General features: G+C 70.7%; 13 protein-coding genes and 1 tRNA gene. 7 read left to right on the top strand and 7 right to left on the bottom strand.

The genetic code is table 11. The features are described 5' to 3' along the window. The 4 genes from AN233_RS18205 to pdhA all read right to left on the bottom strand — a co-directional run. A partial coding sequence (locus tag AN233_RS18205; RefSeq protein WP_281176578.1) for an FAD-dependent oxidoreductase occupies positions 1-235 on the bottom strand: 235 nt, incomplete at its 3' end. After that, positions 235-1,887 (bottom strand): dihydrolipoamide acetyltransferase family protein, encoded by a 1,653-nt coding sequence (locus AN233_RS15780; RefSeq protein WP_058367714.1) that lies wholly within the window; start codon positions 1,885-1,887, stop codon positions 235-237. The genes AN233_RS15780 and AN233_RS18205, both read right to left, overlap by 1 nt. Then, on the bottom strand, positions 1,884-2,873 hold the full coding sequence (locus AN233_RS15775) for an alpha-ketoacid dehydrogenase subunit beta (RefSeq protein WP_058367713.1): 990 nt from the start codon (positions 2,871-2,873) through the stop codon (positions 1,884-1,886). The genes AN233_RS15780 and AN233_RS15775 overlap by 4 nt, the downstream gene beginning before the upstream one ends. A 1-nt stretch (position 2,874) precedes the next feature. Then, complete coding sequence (pdhA, locus tag AN233_RS15770) at positions 2,875-3,978, bottom strand: pyruvate dehydrogenase (acetyl-transferring) E1 component subunit alpha (protein ID WP_058367712.1); 1,104 nt, start codon at positions 3,976-3,978, stop codon at positions 2,875-2,877. 350 nt (positions 3,979-4,328) lie between these two features. Here pdhA and AN233_RS15765 point away from each other — a divergent pair, with 350 nt between their 5' ends. The 4 genes from AN233_RS15765 (at position 4,329) to AN233_RS15750 (ending at position 10,494) form a co-directional block, all read left to right on the top strand. Continuing rightward, entirely contained in the window at positions 4,329-5,573 is a 1,245-nt protein-coding gene (locus tag AN233_RS15765; RefSeq protein WP_058367711.1) for a DNA double-strand break repair nuclease NurA, read from the top strand. Between the two features lie 615 nt (positions 5,574-6,188). After that, positions 6,189-7,028 carry a bifunctional hydroxymethylpyrimidine kinase/phosphomethylpyrimidine kinase gene (gene thiD, locus AN233_RS15760; RefSeq protein WP_058367710.1) on the top strand — a complete coding sequence of 280 codons (840 nt, stop codon included), beginning with the start codon at positions 6,189-6,191 and terminating at the stop codon, positions 7,026-7,028. Positions 7,029-7,265: 237 nt separating this feature from the next. Further along, positions 7,266-10,031: a DNA mismatch repair protein MutS gene (gene mutS / locus AN233_RS15755; RefSeq protein WP_058367709.1), complete on the top strand. Its 2,766-nt coding sequence runs from the start codon at positions 7,266-7,268 to the stop codon at positions 10,029-10,031. Positions 10,032-10,140: 109 nt separating this feature from the next. Then, the gene (locus AN233_RS15750) at positions 10,141-10,494 is read left to right on the top strand and encodes a MarR family transcriptional regulator (protein WP_058367708.1); all 354 of its coding nucleotides are present in this window, start codon (positions 10,141-10,143) and stop codon (positions 10,492-10,494) included. A gap of 63 nt (positions 10,495-10,557) precedes the next feature. On the opposite strand, the gene AN233_RS15745 is transcribed toward AN233_RS15750, so the two are convergent. Next, entirely contained in the window at positions 10,558-11,256 is a 699-nt protein-coding gene (locus AN233_RS15745) for a hypothetical protein (protein WP_058367707.1), read from the bottom strand. 133 nt (positions 11,257-11,389) lie between these two features. On the opposite strand from AN233_RS15745, the gene AN233_RS15740 reads away from it, so the two are divergent. Continuing rightward, entirely contained in the window at positions 11,390-11,983 is a 594-nt protein-coding gene (locus AN233_RS15740; protein WP_058367706.1) for a DJ-1/PfpI family protein, read from the top strand. A gap of 418 nt (positions 11,984-12,401) precedes the next feature. Here AN233_RS15740 and AN233_RS15735 read toward each other — a convergent pair whose 3' ends face one another. Further along, the gene (locus AN233_RS15735) at positions 12,402-12,695 is read right to left on the bottom strand and encodes a hypothetical protein (RefSeq protein WP_058367705.1); all 294 of its coding nucleotides are present in this window, start codon (positions 12,693-12,695) and stop codon (positions 12,402-12,404) included. A gap of 60 nt (positions 12,696-12,755) precedes the next feature. Here AN233_RS15735 and AN233_RS15730 point away from each other — a divergent pair, with 60 nt between their 5' ends. Continuing rightward, positions 12,756-15,137, top strand: coding sequence for a DEAD/DEAH box helicase (locus tag AN233_RS15730; protein WP_058367704.1), 2,382 nt, complete (start codon positions 12,756-12,758; stop codon positions 15,135-15,137). A gap of 270 nt (positions 15,138-15,407) precedes the next feature. Here AN233_RS15730 and AN233_RS15725 read toward each other — a convergent pair. Then, a tRNA-Lys gene (locus AN233_RS15725) sits at positions 15,408-15,481 on the bottom strand. A 155-nt stretch (positions 15,482-15,636) separates the two neighbouring features. On the opposite strand from AN233_RS15725, the gene AN233_RS15720 reads away from it, so the two are divergent. After that, positions 15,637-16,932 carry a M20/M25/M40 family metallo-hydrolase gene (locus tag AN233_RS15720; RefSeq protein WP_058367703.1) on the top strand — a complete coding sequence of 432 codons (1,296 nt, stop codon included), beginning with the start codon at positions 15,637-15,639 and terminating at the stop codon, positions 16,930-16,932. The last annotated feature ends 7 nt before the right edge of the window (positions 16,933-16,939 follow it).

Below are 16,939 nucleotides of genomic sequence, written 5' to 3'. Positions count from 1 at the left end.
CGGCGTGGATGCCCATCTCCTCTGCGTTGCCGGCCTCGTGGGCCAGCCCGGCGCCGGTGATCAGCGCCTTCGAGGGGATACAGCCGCGGTTGAGGCAGGCGCCGCCGTAGGCGTCCTTCTCGACCAGCGTCGTGTCGAGGCCCTCCTGTGCGGCGCGGATGGCGGCCACGTAGCCGCCCGGCCCCGCGCCGATGACCAGTACGTCAGTTCCGGTTGCGATGTCTCCGACGACCATTATGCATCAAGTAGCAGCAGGGGATCTTCAAGGTGGTCCATCACGGTGTTGGCGAACTGCGCCGCCACCGCGCCGTCGATGACGCGGTGATCGATCGACAGCGAGAGCGGCAGGGTCGACGCCGGGACGACCTCCTCGCCGCCCTCGTCGCCGAGGAACGAGTCGTCCGGATCGACCTCGCGGACGACCGGGCGCTTCTCGATGGCGCCGAGCCCGAGGATCGCCGTCTCGGGGTAGTTGATGATCGGCGTCGCGTACTCGCCGCCGATGGCGCCGAAGTTGGTGATCGTGAACGTGCCGCCCTTCATCTCCGCGGGCTTGAGCTTGCGGTCGCGGGCGCGCGCCGCGAGGTCGTTTATCTCGTCGGCCAGCTCGAAGATCCCTTTCTCGTCGACGTTCTCGACGACCGGGACCATCAGGCCGGCGTCCGTGGCGACCGCGATGCCGATGTTGTAGTAGTGCTTGACGGCGATCTCCTCGTCGTCCTCGCGGAGCTCGCTGTTGAGGTAGGGGTACTCCTTCAGCCCGGCCACGATGGCCTTCATCATGAAGGGCATGTAGGTGAGCTTCACCCCCTTCGCCTCGGCCTTCGGCTTCAGCGTCTCGCGGGCCTCCACGAGCCCGTCCACCTCCGCGGTGTCGTGGTGGGTGACGTGGGGCGCGGTGTACTTCGAGCGCGCCATCTGCTTGCCGATGGTGCGCCGGACGCCGCGGTACGGCACCGTCTCCTCGGGCTGCGGGCCGGCGACGTCGGCGCCGGCGGAGCCCGTTTCCGGTTCCGTCCCCGCCGCCGCGGGCTCGCCCGCCTCGGTCTCGGCGCCCTCACCGCGCTGTGCGGCCGCGTACGCCTCGACCTGCTCGGCGGTGACGAACGCCTCGCCGTCGCGCGTCTCGTCGGTCGGCACGTCGTTTATGTCGACGCCCGCCTCGCGGGCGACTTTCCGCGTCGCCGGCACCGCGAGCGTCGTCTCGCGGCCGGCCGCCTCGGCCGACCCACTCTCACTGCGCTTCGAGACGGCCGACTTCCGGCCCGTCTCGGCCGACGCCGGCTCGGACGCCGACTCGTCGTCGCTCGACGCGGGCGCGTCCTCTCCGCCGGATGCGGCCTCGCCGCCCGCCCCGCCCTCGGCGTGGGCGCGCACGTCCGCCTCGCTCACGCGGCCGCCGGGCCCGGACCCGGAGACGGCGCCGAGGTCGACGCCGAGTTCGCGCGCCAGCCGACGGGCCGAAGGCGGCGCGAACACGCGCCCGTCGGGGGTCGACGGCTCGGCCGTCTCGGTCGCGGATTTCTCGTCTTCCGCGGCCGGCGTTTCTGCGGCCGCCTTCTCGCCGATCGGTTCCGCGCCCTCTGCTTCGCCGGCCGCTTCGTCCCCGGCCGGTTCTGCGGCCTCCTCGCTAGCGTCGCCCTCCTCGTCGACGGTGAAGGTGATGATCACGTCGCCGACCGGGACCATCTCGCCCTCCTCGACGAGCAGTTCCTTCACGGTCCCGTTGTACGACGAGGGGATCTCCACGAGCGCCTTGTCCGTCTCGACCTCCGCGACCGGCTGGTCCTCGGTGACGGTGTCGCCCGGCGCGACGAGCCAGGAGACCAGCTCGCCCTCGGCGACGCCCTCCCCCACGTCGGGGAGTTTGAACTCCTTCGTCGTCATGGGAAGTTCACCGCCTCCTTGACGCCCGCCTCGACGCGCGCGGCGCTCGGCAGGTAGTAGTCCTCGAGCGCGTACAGCGGGAACGGCACGTCGAAGCCGGTGATCCGCTTGACCGGCGCCTCCTGGTACAGCAGCGCCTCCTCCTGGATGGTCGCGGTGATCTCGGCGCCGAGCCCGCCCGACTTGGGCGCCTCGTGGACCACGGCCGCGCGGCCCGTCTTCTCGAACGCCTCGACGATAGCCTCGCGGTCGAGGGGGGAGACGGTGCGCAGGTCGACGACCTCGCACTCGATCCCCTCCTCGGCGAGGCTCTCGGCGGCCTCCATCGTCGGCCGAGTCATCGCGCCCCACGTGAACACGGCGATGTCGTCGCCCTCGCGGCGCGTGATCGCCTCGCCGAGCGGCACCTCGTAGTCCTCTTCGGGCACCTCGCCGCGGAACGCGCGGTAGATCAGCTTCGGTTCGAGGAAGACGACCGGGTCGGGGTCGCGGATGGCCGAGATGAGCATCCCCTTCGCGTCGTACGGCGTCGAGGGGATGGCGACCTTCAGCCCGGCCTCGTGGGCGTAGAAGGCCTCCTTCGACTCCGAGTGGTGCTCCGGCGCGCGAATCCCGCCGCCGTAGGGGGCCCGCAGCGTCATGGGGAGCGTGAACCGGCTCCGGCTCCGGGTGCGGAACCGCGACATGTGGGAGACGATCTGGTCGAAGCCGGGGTACATGAAGCCGGAGAACTGGCACTCCGGCACCGGCCGCATCCCCATCGCCGCCATGCCGACCGCGGCGCCGATGATGCCCGACTCCGCCAGCGGCGTGTCGATGACGCGGTCGCCGCCGAACTCGTCGTAGAGGCCCTCGGTGGCGCGGAAGACGCCGCCGTTCTTGCCGACGTCCTCGCCGAGGACGACCACGTCCTCGTCCGCGCTCATCTCGGTGAACAGTCCGTCCCGTACCGCCTGCACCAGCGTGAGGTTCTGTGTCTCCGTCATCTCAGTCCTCCAGGAACGCGTCGTCGCCGTACTCCTCGCGCACGGCCGCGAACTCCTCGTACTGCCGCTCCAGTTCAGGTGGGAGCTCGGCGTAGGCGTGCTCGAACATCTCGCGCGGCTCCGGTCGCGGCACCGACTCGGCCTCGTCGATGGCCCCGGCGACCTCCTCCTTGACCGACGCCTCGATCTCCGCGACGCGCTCGTCGTTCAGGATCTCCTCCGCGCGGAGGTAGTTCTCCAGTCTCGGGATCGGGTCCTTCGCTTTCCACTTCTCGACCTCGTCCTCGTCGCGGTAGACGGTCGGATCGTCCGCGGTCGTGTGCGCGCCGAAGCGATACTGGACCGCCTCGATCATCGTCGGTCGGAGCTGGTCCTCGTCGGGGTCGCGGGCCTTCTCGACGGCCGCGGTCGTCGCCTTGTACACCGCGAGCGGGTCCATCCCGTCGACGCGGACGCCCTCGAAGCCGTAGGCGTCGGCCTTCTGAGCCAGCGTCGCGGAGGCGGTCTGGCGCTCGCGCGGCACCGAGATGGCCCACTGGTTGTTGTTACAGAAGAAGACCGTCGGCGTGTCGAAGACGCCCGCGAAGTTGAGCCCCTCGTGGAAGTCGCCCTCGCTGGTGGCGCCGTCGCCGAAGTAACAGAGGAACACGTCGTCGTCGCCCTGCAGCTTTCTGGCCCACGCCGCGCCGGTGGCGTGCGGGATCTGCGAGGCGATGGGCACCGCGACGGGGAAGACGTTGACGCCCTCGGGCATCCGGTTGCCGTCCTCGTGACCCATCCAGTAGAGCAGGGTCTGTTTCAGCGGGACGCCGCGAACCAGCGCCGCGCCGTGTTCGCGGTACGAGGGAACGATCCAGTCGTTCTCCGCGAGCGCGAGCGCGGAGCCGATCTGGGCGCCCTCCTGTCCCGACAGCGGCGGGTAGGTCCCCATCCGCCCCTGTCGCTGGAGGCTCACCGCCCGCTCGTCGAAGTGGCGGGCCAGCTTCATGTAGCGGTACATCGCCACGAACTCCTCCTCGGAGAGGTCGGGCACGTCGCCGACGACCTCGCCGTCCTCGTCGATCACGCGAATCATGTCCTCGGGATCCGTCTCGAGCACGCTCATCCGCGAACCCTCCTGTGCATACCCGGAAGTCCGACGCCCGGCTAATAGGGTTTTCGTAAATAATTTACTATAGTCAGAAATTCTGCCAACCGTTCGCAAACCGTCCACTCGCTCCGGCCAGAATATGACGGTCGATTACCGAAACCCGATTTCGAGCGGTCATTTCTTGGAAGATACTGATTTTCACAAATAGTAATGGACAAACGGGAAGGATCGGCGCGTCGGCAGGAGCCGAAGGAGCCGACTGCGGTCGGGTTCGCGGTCGGTTTCGAGCGCTTTTCTGACACGTTCGCGGGACGGTCGGCCCCGCGACCGACCCCTTTTAGTCGCCGACGCCCGCGTGAGCGGACGTGACGCTCGACCCGATCCACGTCGACAACATCGCGCGGCTGGCCCGCTCCATCGCGGGCAACGTCGACACGACCGACCACGAGGACCTCGCGAGCCGGGTCTGGAGCGATTTCCTCCCGGACCTGCGCCGCGACGGGCGGACCGTCCTCGAACCGGTCGCGGACCACGCGAAGCGCCGGGTCGCGGTCGACGACGTGGCGCTGACGGAGCGCCCCTTCCCGACGACCCACGGGCTCGACTCGGGGACGATCAACCCCACGACGTTCAAGAACGGGCTGGTCGTCGACGTGGCCCACGCCGCGATGGCCTCCGAGCCGACCGATCTCGGCCTCCACCGCTCGCGGACCATCGTCGCGACGGTCCACTCCGCGGACACGACCACCGACCACGACACCGAGTGGTTCCCGCGCGACGAGGGCCACACCCGCCAGCGCGTGCTCCACGTCCCGACCGTGAACCGCTACGCCGAGAGCGTCGTCCACGCGCTCGCGCTCTACCTCGCCGAGAGCAGCCACGCCCTGGAGCACTTCGACGCGGTCGCGGACCTGCTGGTGCTCGACGGCCCCATCTACCCCAAGGAGCTGTTCACCTGGGTCGACCGCGACCCCGAACTCGGCGATCTGGCCCGCGAGGCGAAGCCGAGCGCCGTCATCGAGAACTACGTCCGGCTCGTCGAGCGCGCCGTCGAGGCGGACGTGCCCCTCGCCGGGTTCGTCAAGAACCCCTCCGGGCGCGCGGTCGTCCGGGTCCTGAACGCGAAGGGCATCGAGGCGCCGTGGCCCGACGACGCGGCGCTTTTCACCCGCCTGCTGGAGCGCCGGGACGACGACGGTGAGCTCCAGACCGACGAGCTCACCTGCACGACGTGGTTCCGCGCCCGCGGCGGCACGGACAGGCACATGGCCGCCGACGGCGACGCGCTCGGGATCGACCGCGAACTCGACCCCGAGGCGTACGAGACGACGTTCATGGTGGTCTACGACCCGCGGACCGACGTGCCCTACAAGGTCGAGGCGCCGTACGCGTTCACCCGCGACCCCGAGGTCCGCGACGCGCTCACGACGCAGGCGCTCGCGGACGTGGCCGCCGCCCGCGGCCCGCCCGAAGCGGTCGCGAAGGCCGACGAACTCGCCCGGATCGGCGCCGCGGAGAAGGCCTCCCTCCGCCGGAAGTTCGAGCAGGGGTTCGACGCCGAACGCCTGCGGACGTACGACGACGTGCGCTGGGACGCCGCGGAATACTGAGTGGACGTGGGATACGTCGGGGGAGACGGTGTTCCTGTTGGGCTTTTCTGTCGGCTGTGAGGACCCCGTCTCGAAATTTCTGTCTCGGCTATGGACCCTGCTACGTGGGTCAGAAACGTCCAGAAAGCCCCAGCCGGCTCTCCGTACTACTGATCTAGTGCTGATCCTGCTGATCGTGACAGCAACGTCCAGAAAGCCCCAGCCGGCTCTCCGTACTACTGATCTAGTGCTGATCCTGCTGATCGTGACAGCAACGTCCAGAAAGCCCCAGCCGGCTCGACCGGCCGCGCCTCGCTGCGCGCTCGCGCCTCTCAACACCGCCCGGCGCGAGTGCTTGCGTCGTCGGGGCCGGACCGAGCCGGCTGCCCCTTTCAGTCCCACCCCGCACCGCAACCGCACAGCAGCCTCTCGCCTCCCCAACCTCGCCACAGCCGCGGTCGCGCGACCGCACTGCACCGCGGCGCGACCGCGGCTGTGGGCTCCCTCGCGCGCGTTTCTCGCGCGCGCCGACCGCACCACAACCGCACCACAACCGCACCGCGACCGAATCGCGGCCGTGTCGTGACGCCGAACCACAACCAGCTAATACAACCGAGAGATAACCATCGGGCGAACATGACCGACGCGTACGACCCGGTCTCGCGGCCGGTGGCGCTGACCGTCGCGGGCAGCGACAGCGGCGGCGGGGCGGGGATACAGGCGGACCTGAAGACGATGACCGCTCACGGCGTCTTCGGCACGTCGGCGGTCGCGGCGACGACAGCACAGAACACGCAGGGGGTGACGGACGTGCATCCGGTCCCGACCGACCACGTCGCGGCGCAGATCGCGGCGGTCCGCGAGGACTTCGATGTGCGGGCGGTCAAGACCGGGATGCTGGCGACCGCGGAGACGGTCGAGGCGGTGACGGCGGCCTTTTCTGACGCCGCAGTCCCGCTCGTCGTCGACCCCGTGATGGTGGCCGCCACGGGGGACCGCCTGCTGGCCCCCGAGGCGGAGGCCGCCTACGAGGAGTTGGTCGCGGCGGCGACGCTCGTCACCCCCAACGCCGACGAGGCCGCGGTGCTGACCGACCGCGAGGTGATCGACGCCGACGCGGCGGCGGCCGCGGCGCGGGACCTCGTGGCGGCGGGCGCGGAGGCCGCGCTGGTGACGGGCGGCCACCTGCCGGGCGAGACCGTCGTGGACGTGCTGGCGCTGTCGAGCGAGGCGGACGCCGACGGACAGGGCGACGCTCCGCGGACCCTCCGCATCGAGTCGCCTCGCGTCGAGACACGCGCGACGCACGGCTCCGGCTGCACGCTCTCGAGCGCGGTCGCGTCCCGGCTCGCCCGGGGGGAACCGCTCCGGGCCGCGGTCGAGGCGAGCGTCGAGGAGATGGGCGAGGCGCTCCGCCGCGGCTACGACGTGGGCGAGGGACCGGGCGCGGTGAACCCGACGGCGCTGGACCGGTAGCCGCGCGCCGGCGCTCCCGGCCGTCTCCCCCCGTCACGGAACGGAAAAGCTTCAAAGCCGGGCGAGGGGATCCGACACGTCGCGTCGGGGACCCACCGGGTAGGGGCGGGTCAACGACGCGGCAGCCGCCGAGCCGCAGAGCGGCGGTGCCGTCCCGCCAACACGCGCCGCGGCGGACCGGTCCCCACACCAGCGCCGACCCGCAGGGTTTTAGCGCGCCACGGCGGGAGTACGGGTATGGCTCAAGGGATCGTCGGGGAGTTCCTCTCGCTGAAGGCGGAGGCCGACGCGGACCTCCTCGCGATGCAGTGCGGCGACTTCTACGAGTTCTTCGCGGACGACGCCGAGACGGTCGGCGAGGAGCTCGACCTGAAGGTGTCCCAGAAGTCCTCGCACGGCTCCTCGTACCCGATGGCGGGCGTCCCGCTCTCGGAGCTGACCCCCTACCTGAAGGCGCTCGTCGAGCGCGGCTACCGGGTCGCGGTTGCCGACCAGTACGACACGGAGGATGGCGGCCACGCCCGCGAGATAACGCGGATCGTCACCCCCGGAACGCTACTGGAGACGACCGACGCCGACGCACAGTACCTCGCCGCGGTGGTGCGCGCCGGGTCCGGCGGTCGAGATCGCTCCAGCGCCGGCCCCGACACGGGCGCGGACACCGACGCGGACGGCCCCTACGGACTGGCCTTCGCCGACGTGACGACGGGCCGATTTCTGGTGACGGAGGTCGCGGACCGCGGCGAGGCGCGTGCCGAACTCTACCGCTTCGACCCGGTCGAGGTGCTGCCCGGGCCGGCCGTCAGAAACGACGACGCGACGCTGTCGGCGATCCGCGAGGCGGTCGACGCCGCGCTCTCGGTCCACGACGCGGAGGCGTTCGCGCCCGGCCGCGCGAAACACGCCGTCCGCGAGCAGTTCGGCGACGAGACCGCGGACGCGGTCGGCCTCGACTCCGAGCCGGCGCTCCGCGCGGCGGGCGCGGCCCTCGCGTACGTCGAGGAGACCGGCGCGGGCGTGCTGGCGTCGATGACCAGACTCACCGCCTACGGCGCGGACGACCACGTCGAGCTCGACGCCACCACCCAGCGCAACCTCGAACTCACCGAGACGATGAGCGGCGACGGCGAGGGGTCGCTGGTCGACGCCGTCGACCACACCGTCACCAGCCCCGGCGGGCGGCTCCTCCGGGAGTGGATCACCCGCCCGCGCCGCGAGCGCGAGGAGCTGGACCGCCGGCTCGACGCCGTGGAGGCGCTGGCGTCGGCGGCGCTCGCCCGCGACCGGCTCCGTGAGGTGCTGGACGGCGCCTACGACCTCGAACGGCTCGCCGCCCGCGCCACGAGCGGGAGCGCCGGCGCGCGCCAACTGCTGTCCGTCCGGGACACGCTCGGGCTCCTGCCCGCGCTCGCGGACGCCGTCTCGGACACGCCGCTCGCCGACTCGCCCGTGGCCGCGGTGCTCGACCGGCCCGACCGCGAGGCCGCCCGCGCGCTCCACGACGAACTCGCCGACGCGCTCGCCGAGGACCCCCCGAGCACCGTCACGCAGGGCGGGCTGTTTCAGCGCGGCTACGACGAGGAGCTCGACGCGATCATCGAGGAGCACGAGGCGGCCAAGGAGTGGCTCGACACGCTCGCGGACCGGGAGAAGCGCCAGTACGGCCTCTCGCACGTCACCGTGGACCGCAACAAGACGGACGGCTACTACATCCAGGTGGGCAAGTCCGTCGCCGACGAGGTGCCCGACCACTACCGCGAGATCAAGACGCTGAAGAACTCCAAGCGGTTCGTCACCGACGAGCTGGAGGAGCGCGAGCGGGAGGTCATGCGGCTGGAAGAGGCCCGCGGGGACCTGGAGTACGAGCTCTTCGAGGCGCTGCGCGACCGCGTCGCCGACCGCGCCTCTCTCCTGCAGGACGTGGGACGAACCGTCGCGGAGCTGGACGCGTTGGCGTCGTTCGCGGAGCACGCCGCCGCCAACGACTGGACGCGGCCGGCGCTCGCGGAGCCGGGACCGCTCGACGTGGAGGCGGGTCGGCACCCGGTCGTGGAGCGCACGACCGACTTCGTGCCGAACGACCTCCACATGGACCGCGAGCGCGGCTTCCTGATCGTCACGGGGCCGAACATGAGCGGGAAGTCCACCTACATGCGGCAGGCGGCGCTTATCACCCTGCTGGCGCAGGTGGGGTCGTTCGTCCCCGCGCGGTCGGCCCGGATCGGGCTCGTCGACGGCGTCTACACGCGCGTCGGCGCGCTCGACGAGCTCGCGCAGGGGCGGTCGACGTTCATGGTCGAGATGCAGGAGCTGTCGAACATCCTCCACTCCGCGACCGAGGACTCGCTGGTCATCCTCGACGAGGTGGGCCGCGGCACCGCCACCTACGACGGCATCTCCATCGCGTGGGCCGCCACCGAGTACCTCCACAACGAGGTGCGCGCGAAGACGCTGTTCGCCACGCACTACCACGAGCTCACCACGCTCGCGGACCACCTCCCGCGCGTCCACAACGTCCACGTCGCCGCCGACGAGCGCGACGGCGAGGTGACGTTCCTCCGCACGGTTCGGGACGGCCCGACGGACCGCTCCTACGGCATCCACGTCGCGGACCTCGCGGGCGTTCCGAACCCCGTCGTCGACCGCGCCGGCGAGGTCCTCGACCGCCTCCGGCAGGAGAAGGCCATCGAGGCGAGGGGCGGCTCCGCGGGCGGCCGCGGCGGCGCGGAGACCGGTGGATCCGGCGGAGACACCGAACAGGTCGTCTTCGACCTCTCCTCCGGCTCCTTCGCCTCCGCGGACGGTGACGCGGACGCGGTGAAGGCGGGGACGGAAGCCGCCGACACCGGCCCTGCCACCGCCAGCGCCGCGGACGGCGGCGACCCCGCGCTCGACCCGGAGACGGCCGCGGTCCTCGACGCGCTCGCGGACGTGGACGTCAACGAGACGCCGCCGGTCGAGCTGCTGGCGAAGGTGCAGGAGTGGCAGGAGAAGCTTGAGTGACCGGCCCACCCCATTTCGAGTCCTCGGATCGGCGGTAGCGACATCCGCCTCCGTCCTGACGGCCAACGTTTATGACAATCTCTGACGTACTCTGACAGACACGGACATCATGCCGATCAAACTCGACCCGGCGGACGAGACGCCGCCGGTCAAACCGGAGACGAACGCGCACGAGCTCCTCTCGGTCCTGCTGGACCACCCGGACATGGGGTTTTCCCCCAAGGAATTGGCCGAGATGACCAGCGTTCCGCATTCGAGCGTCCACAAGACGCTTGCCCGGCTCCGGGAGAAGGGTCTCGTTCGGAAGGTCGACTCGTACTGGGCGGTCGCCGACGACGTCGCGGCCTCACGGGTCGCCAACGCGGTGAGTCTCCGGGAGATCGAAGCGGAGTACGGCGACGACGCGTACGGCGACGACGATGAGTGGGCCGAGTCGGTACCGGACCTCGGAGAGAACGCGTAACGAATGGCGTACGCACACGGAAGCGTCGTTCTCGCAACTCCCGTGATGTCACTACTCCGGTGACTACCGGTCGTCTTCCTCGGGATTCATCGTGACCGTGAACTCGTCTCCCGTATTGAACACGAGGTCGTAGGTCCGTCTCGTCCGTTCGGTTTCCTGTGGATCCGGAGCCTCCGTCCGACTCCCGTCTCGGTAGACGTCCACGCTCACGCTCGTTCGGTATTCGGACGCCGAAAAGCAGGTGTCCGGGGGACCTCGATAGTAGATCCGCTGTCTGACCGTGTGTGCCTCCTCAGGTGCTAACTCGGCGTTGAGCGGCGCGCTCACGAGCGCTCGTTCCGGGCCGCCGTCCGCAGCCGCGTCCGCCCGCCAACAGCCGCCGTTCCGCTCGGACGGAAAGCTCCCGTCGATGACGGTCACGCCACGAGTCCCGACCGGGTGGAACACGGCCTCGCCGGCCGCTCCCGGGAGCGATTCGCCGACCCACTCCAACGGTTCTCCGCCGTGTCCACCCGGCTGAACCGTTATCGTGTTCCGACTGACGTTTTTGACCTCCAGATCCGCGGCCGCGGGGCCGGTCTCGGCGGGCTGGTCGACGACGGTCGCGCGAACCTCCACCGCCGGTCCGTCGTCGTCCGCGGACCCGTTTCCGTCGGTCGTCGGCGTCTCGTCATCGCGCGAGGGATTACCGTCGCTCGCCGAACAGCCGGCCAGTCCACCGAGCAACGCGCTCGCTCCGAGGAGGACTCGGCGACGTTGCATGGTTGGACCCTCTCCCGTCCCGTATAAGTGCTTTCTCGCGACGCGTCGCCACACCCGAAAAGTGCATCATCCAGAAGTGATTCTGAATCTAAACTTTATCTCGCTGCTCCGCGTAGGTGTGATCGGTGTTACCATGTCCAAGCAGATCCTGATGATCGTCGGCGACTTCGGCGAGGACTACGAGATCATGGTCCCGTACCAGACCCTCGAAGCGGTGGGCCACAGCGTCGACGCGGTCTGTCCCGAGAAGGAGGCGGGCGAGACGGTCAAGACCGCGGTCCACGACTTCCGGGGCGACCAGACGTACCTCGAGGAGCGCGGCCACGACTTCGAGTTGACCGCGACGATGGCCGAGGTCGACCCGGCGGACTACGACGCGCTCGTCGTCCCGGGCGGGCGCGCGCCGGAGTACCTCCGGACGTACGACGCGGTGCTCGACGCGGTCCGGCACTTCTTCGAGGCCGACAAGCCCGTCGCGTCGCTGTGTCACGGCCCGCAGATCCTCGCGGCCGCGGGCGTGCTGGAGGGGTACGAGATGACCGCGTATCCGGCGGTGCGCGCGGAGGTTGAGGCCGCCGGCTGCTCGTGGGTCGACGGCGTCGTCCGCGACCGGAACCTCGTCACGGGACAGGCGTGGCCCGACCACCCCGAGTGGCTCGCGGCGTTCATGGACCTGCTCGGCGACGAGATCACCCACGGCGACCCCGCGGTCGCCGCGGACGATTGACCGTTTCTCGCGGCCGCTCGCGGGACTTTTGGTAGGGCGGGGTGACCAGGGCGGTCCGGTCGCGGGGGCGTCGTTCGGTTCAGGCGTTCCAGTCGGCTCCCTCTTGCGGGTGTTCCGTGTCTGCCGCGGACGCTGCTGTTCGGGACAGCACCACCTCGAAAGCCACGTTCAGTCCCACCCACCGCAACCGCACCGCAGCCTCGCACCTCCCCAGCCTCGGCGGCGGCGCGGCCGCGAAACCGCACAGCAGGCGGCCGCGCCCGCCGCCTCCACCGAAAATCGGAGATTTTCGAGCAGCCGGCGTGCAGTAGCGTGCCGGCGACCTCGCGCGCGTTCCTCGCGCGCGCCGACCGCACCGATCACTGAACGGACAGCCGTCGACGCTGGGTCGGTCCATTACTGCGGTTGTGGATGGCGCTCAGTCCTCGACTGCCGCGTTCTCGATCCGTTCCGTCAGCCACTCGTAGTGGTCGAGCAGCCGCTTTTCTCCCTCGTCGGTGAGGCGGTACACGTCCGCGATGCCGTCGACGCGCGCGGCGAGGAACCCCTTGTTCTCCAGCGCGTCCAGCGTCTGCCTGAACGTCCGCGGGTCCACGCGCTCGTCGGCGTGCTCAGCGAGGCGACTCTTGAGCGCTTGCGCGCGGATCTCGCCCGCCTCGTGGACCAGCGCGCAGATGTCGCGCCGGCGTCCGCTGTGGAGCCACCTGGGCATGCGCCGGCTTGGCGACCGATTGAGAAACGCCTTTCCCCCCGAGGCGCTCGGTTTGTGGTAATGCATGGCAGGTCCCCGGAGGGCGAGGTGCCGACGCGGGTAGCCGAGGCGCTGCCCGAGTTCGCGGACGCGTTCGGCTTCGAGGCGTTCAACGAGATGCAGCGCGAGGCGCTGCCCGGCATCCTCGAGACGGACGGCAACGTGGTCGCGGCCGCGCCGACCGGCGCCGGCAAGACCGCGCTCGCGGAGCTGGCGATCTGCAAGACGCTCTCGGAGGGGGGCACGGCGCTGTTTATCGCGCCGATGCGCGCGCTCACGAACGAGAAGGAGGCGGAGTGGGACCGCTTCGAGGAGCTCGGCTACTCGGTGTACGTCGTGACCGGCGAGCGGGACCTCAATCCCCGCCGCGCCGAGCGCGCGGACATCCTCGTGATGACGCCCGAGAAGGCCGACTCCGCGACGCGGAAGCACGACTCCGCGCGCTACGACTTCATCAACGCGGTCGACTGCGTCGTCATCGACGAGGTCCACCTGCTCGACTCCGACCGCCGCGGCGCGGTGCTGGAGGTCGTCGTCTCGCGGCTCCGCCGGCTCCGTGACCCCCGCATCGTCGCGCTCTCCGCGACGATGCCGAACATCGAGGACGTGGCGGAGTGGCTCGACGCGCCGCCCGAGACGACCTACGCCTTCGGCGACGAGTACCGGCCCGTGGACCTGGAGACCGGCGTAAAAACGTACAGCCACGGCGCGAACGCGTTCGCGGACAAGTACCGCCGGCTCTACCGCGCGCTCGACCTCGCGATCCCCCACGTCCGCGAGGATGGGCAGGCGCTCGTGTTCGTCTCTTCGCGACAGGACACGGTGCAGGCGGCCAAGAAGACCCGCGACGAGTTAACTGAACGCGACGTGCCGATCGGCGCCCGCGGCGACTACGACTTTCACAACGACGCGAAGGAGCTGTCGAACGACACGCTCCGGCAGTCGGTGCTCGACGGCGTCGGCTTCCACCACGCCGGGCTGGGCAAGGAGGACCGCGACCGCGTCGAGGAGTGGTTCAAGCAGGGGAAGATCGACATCCTGTTCTCGACCTCGACGCTGGCGTGGGGCGTCAACCTCCCCGCGCGCTGCGTGGTGATCCGCGACACGAAGTACCACGACCCGCTGGAGGGCGAGACGGACATTTCCCCAATCGACGTGGTGCAGATGCTCGGCCGCGCCGGCCGCCCCGGCTACGACGACGTGGGGTACGGCTGGGTGGTGTGTGACCACGCGGACGCCGACAAGTACCGGAGCCTGCTCTCGGAGGGGAAGGAGATCGAGTCGCGGCTCGCCGAGGAGCTCGACGCGCACCTCAACGCGGAGATCGCGATGGGGACGATCCGCGGGCTCGACGACGTGATGGCGTGGCTGGAGACCACCTTCTACTACGTTCGCGCGCGATCGGAACCCGAGGCGTACGACTTCGAGGCCGTCCGCGAGCGCGTGCGCGAGACGGTCGAGGCGCTGGTCGACGCCGGCTTCGCGGAGACCGACGAGAACCTCGGGATCTCCCCCTCGAAGCTCGGTCGGCTCGCCTCGAAGTACTACCTCCGGCTCGACACCGCCGAGCGGTTCCGCGAACTGGCCGACCGCGACGCCGTCACGGCCGACGCGATCCTGGAGGCGGTCGCGGCCGCCGACGAGTTCGACTCCGTCTCCGCCCGGTCGTCCGAGGCGGACGCGGTCGACCGCGCGCTCTCGGCCGCGGGCGTCGACACCGACCTGGAGAACGGTCACCGCAAGGTGCTGGCCATCCTCCACGCGTCGACGGTCGACTCGGTCCCCTCGGACCTCCGATCGGACGCGTGGGTGATCCGGCAGAACGCGCTCCGCCTGCTCGCCGCGCTCCGGGAGTTCCTCGACGCCTTCGCCGGCCCCCGCGCCGCCAACCTCGGGACGCGCGTCGAGGCGCGCGTCGAGCACGGCGTCTCCCGAAACGCGGTCGCGCTCACCGCCATCGACGGCGTGGGTGCCGGGCGCGCGGAGACGCTGGCCGACGCCGGCTTCGCCTCGCCCGCCGCGGTCGCGGACGCGGGCGCCGACGCGCTGGAGGCCGCGGGAATGGCCGAGGGCGTCGCGAGCCGGATCGTCGAGGCCGCGGCGGAACTCCCCCGGATCGACGTGGACTGGGGGGAGTTCCCGGAGACCGTCGCCGTCGGCGAGAACGAGATGCTCGAGGTGACGGTGCGGAACCGCGGCGGCGGCGCGCGCGTCGGCGTCCGCGTGACGGTCAACGACGTGGAGATGAACGAGACGACGATGTACCTCGACGGGCGGACGGCGGTCCCCGTCGGCGTGTTCGGCACCCCGACCGCGGACGAACTGGAGTTCGTCGTGGAGACGACGTTCCCCGACCTGCCCCTGATGCCGGTTCGCGCGACGCGGACGGTCAGGGTGGAGTGAGCCGGTCGAAAACTGGGTCGTGACGTTGCTCGGAACGGGGTCCGTCACGCGACGTGACTCGAGCCGGCAGACGGGTCTCGGCGCGGAGAGAACGTAGCGATACAAGACGTGGTCACGGGCCGGGAGGGATTCGAACCGAGGAGAGACGTTCCGGACTTCCGTTGCGTCTCCCCGCACAGCTCGACGGACGGTTTCCGGCTGCGACTCTCCGGGCTCGAACCCTTCCTGCCGGTTCGCTCGACGCTCAGCGGTGCTGATCGTCTCGCTGCACGGGCCGGGAGGGATTCGAACCCCCGACCGTCCGGTTAAAAGCCGGACGCTCTCCCTAACTGAGCTACCGGCCCTCACCTCTCGGTTGCGTCAGCGCACGCATAAGCGTTTACAAAACCCGGCCGGCGCCGGCCTCGGCACCGGACCGCCCATCGTCCAACCCGGTGATGTTGCTCGGTTCCGAACCGCCGACCCCAACCGTTATTCGCCCCTCCCGAGACCCTCGATTATGGAGTTCGATCTGCGGGCGTTCACCGACCGACTCTGCGGCTTCGCGACGACCGCGGGTGCGGAGGCCCCCGCGGCCGCGTGGGTCCGCGAGCGGTTCGACGCGCTCGGGTTCGAGACGTACGCGTGGGACGCCGACCCGGCGCTGCTCGCCGACCACCCCTCGTTCCCGGACGACCCCGACGCGCTCGACGCCGAGGGGCGCCGGAGCGTGGCGGGCGCGCTGGCGTTCGGCGACGCGACCCTCGACGGCGACGACGCGTATCCCACGCTCCTGTTGAACGGCCACCTCGACGTGGTGCCCGTCGAGCGGTCGGAGTGGGAGACGGAGCCGTTCGAGGCTGTGAGACGCGGCGGGCCGGACGGGGACGGAGCGCGCTCCGGGGAGGAGACGCTGACCGCCCGCGGCGCGGCCGACATGAAGTCGGGACTCGCGGCCTGCGTGGGCGCCGCGCTCGACCTCCGCGCGGCGGCGGAGGCGGATGAGGCCGACCTCGACGGCCGGGTCGTGGTCGAGGCCGTCGCCGGCGAGGAGGACGGCGGCTACGGCGCCGCGACCGCGGCGCTCGCGAACCCGTACCCCTTCGAGCGCGACGCCGCGGTGGTCGCGGAGCCGACGGACCTCCGGCCGGTGGTGGCCACGGAGGGGAGCCTGATGGCCCGACTGGAACTCGACGGGCGGAGCGCCCACGCCGCGACGCGGTGGGTCGGCGAGGACGTGCTCCCGCGCTTCGAGGCGGTCCGGGAGTCCTTCATGGACCTCGAGGCCGAACGCAACCGGACGGTGACCCACCCCCTCTACGACCGGTTCCCGGTCGCGTGGCCCGTGGTCTGCGGGCGCGTCGAGGCGGGGTCGTGGGCGTCGACGGTCCCGGCAACGCTGTCCGCGGAGTTCCGGATCGGCGTCGCGCCCGGCGAGACGGTCGCGGCGGTCGAGGAGCGGTTCCGCGAGCGGCTGGCGGCCGCGACCGCGGACGACCCGTGGCTCGACGAGCATCCGCCGCGGTTCGAGCGGTTCTCGGTCCAGTTCGAGCCGGCCGAGGTCGACCCCGACGAGCCGGTCGTCGCGGATCTGCGGGCCGCGATGGAAGAAACCGGGCTCCCGGAGACGGAGCCGCGGGGAGCGACCTACGGCGCCGATTCGCGCCATTACGTGGCCGAGGGGATCCCGACCGTGCTGTTCGGGCCGGGGACGATCGCGGAGGCGCACTTCCCCAACGAGACGGTCGCGTGGGTCGAAGTCGAGAAGGCACGCGAGACGATCGGGGCGACGGCGCGGCGATTCCTGAGCGCGTAGCCCGGGT

Origin of the sequence: Haloparvum sedimenti (assembly GCF_001462205.1) — an archaeon.
GTDB lineage: Archaea > Halobacteriota > Halobacteria > Halobacteriales > Haloferacaceae > Haloparvum > Haloparvum sedimenti.
Note: the sequence above shows the minus strand (reverse complement) of the source record. Positions and strands in the feature narration are given on the sequence as shown.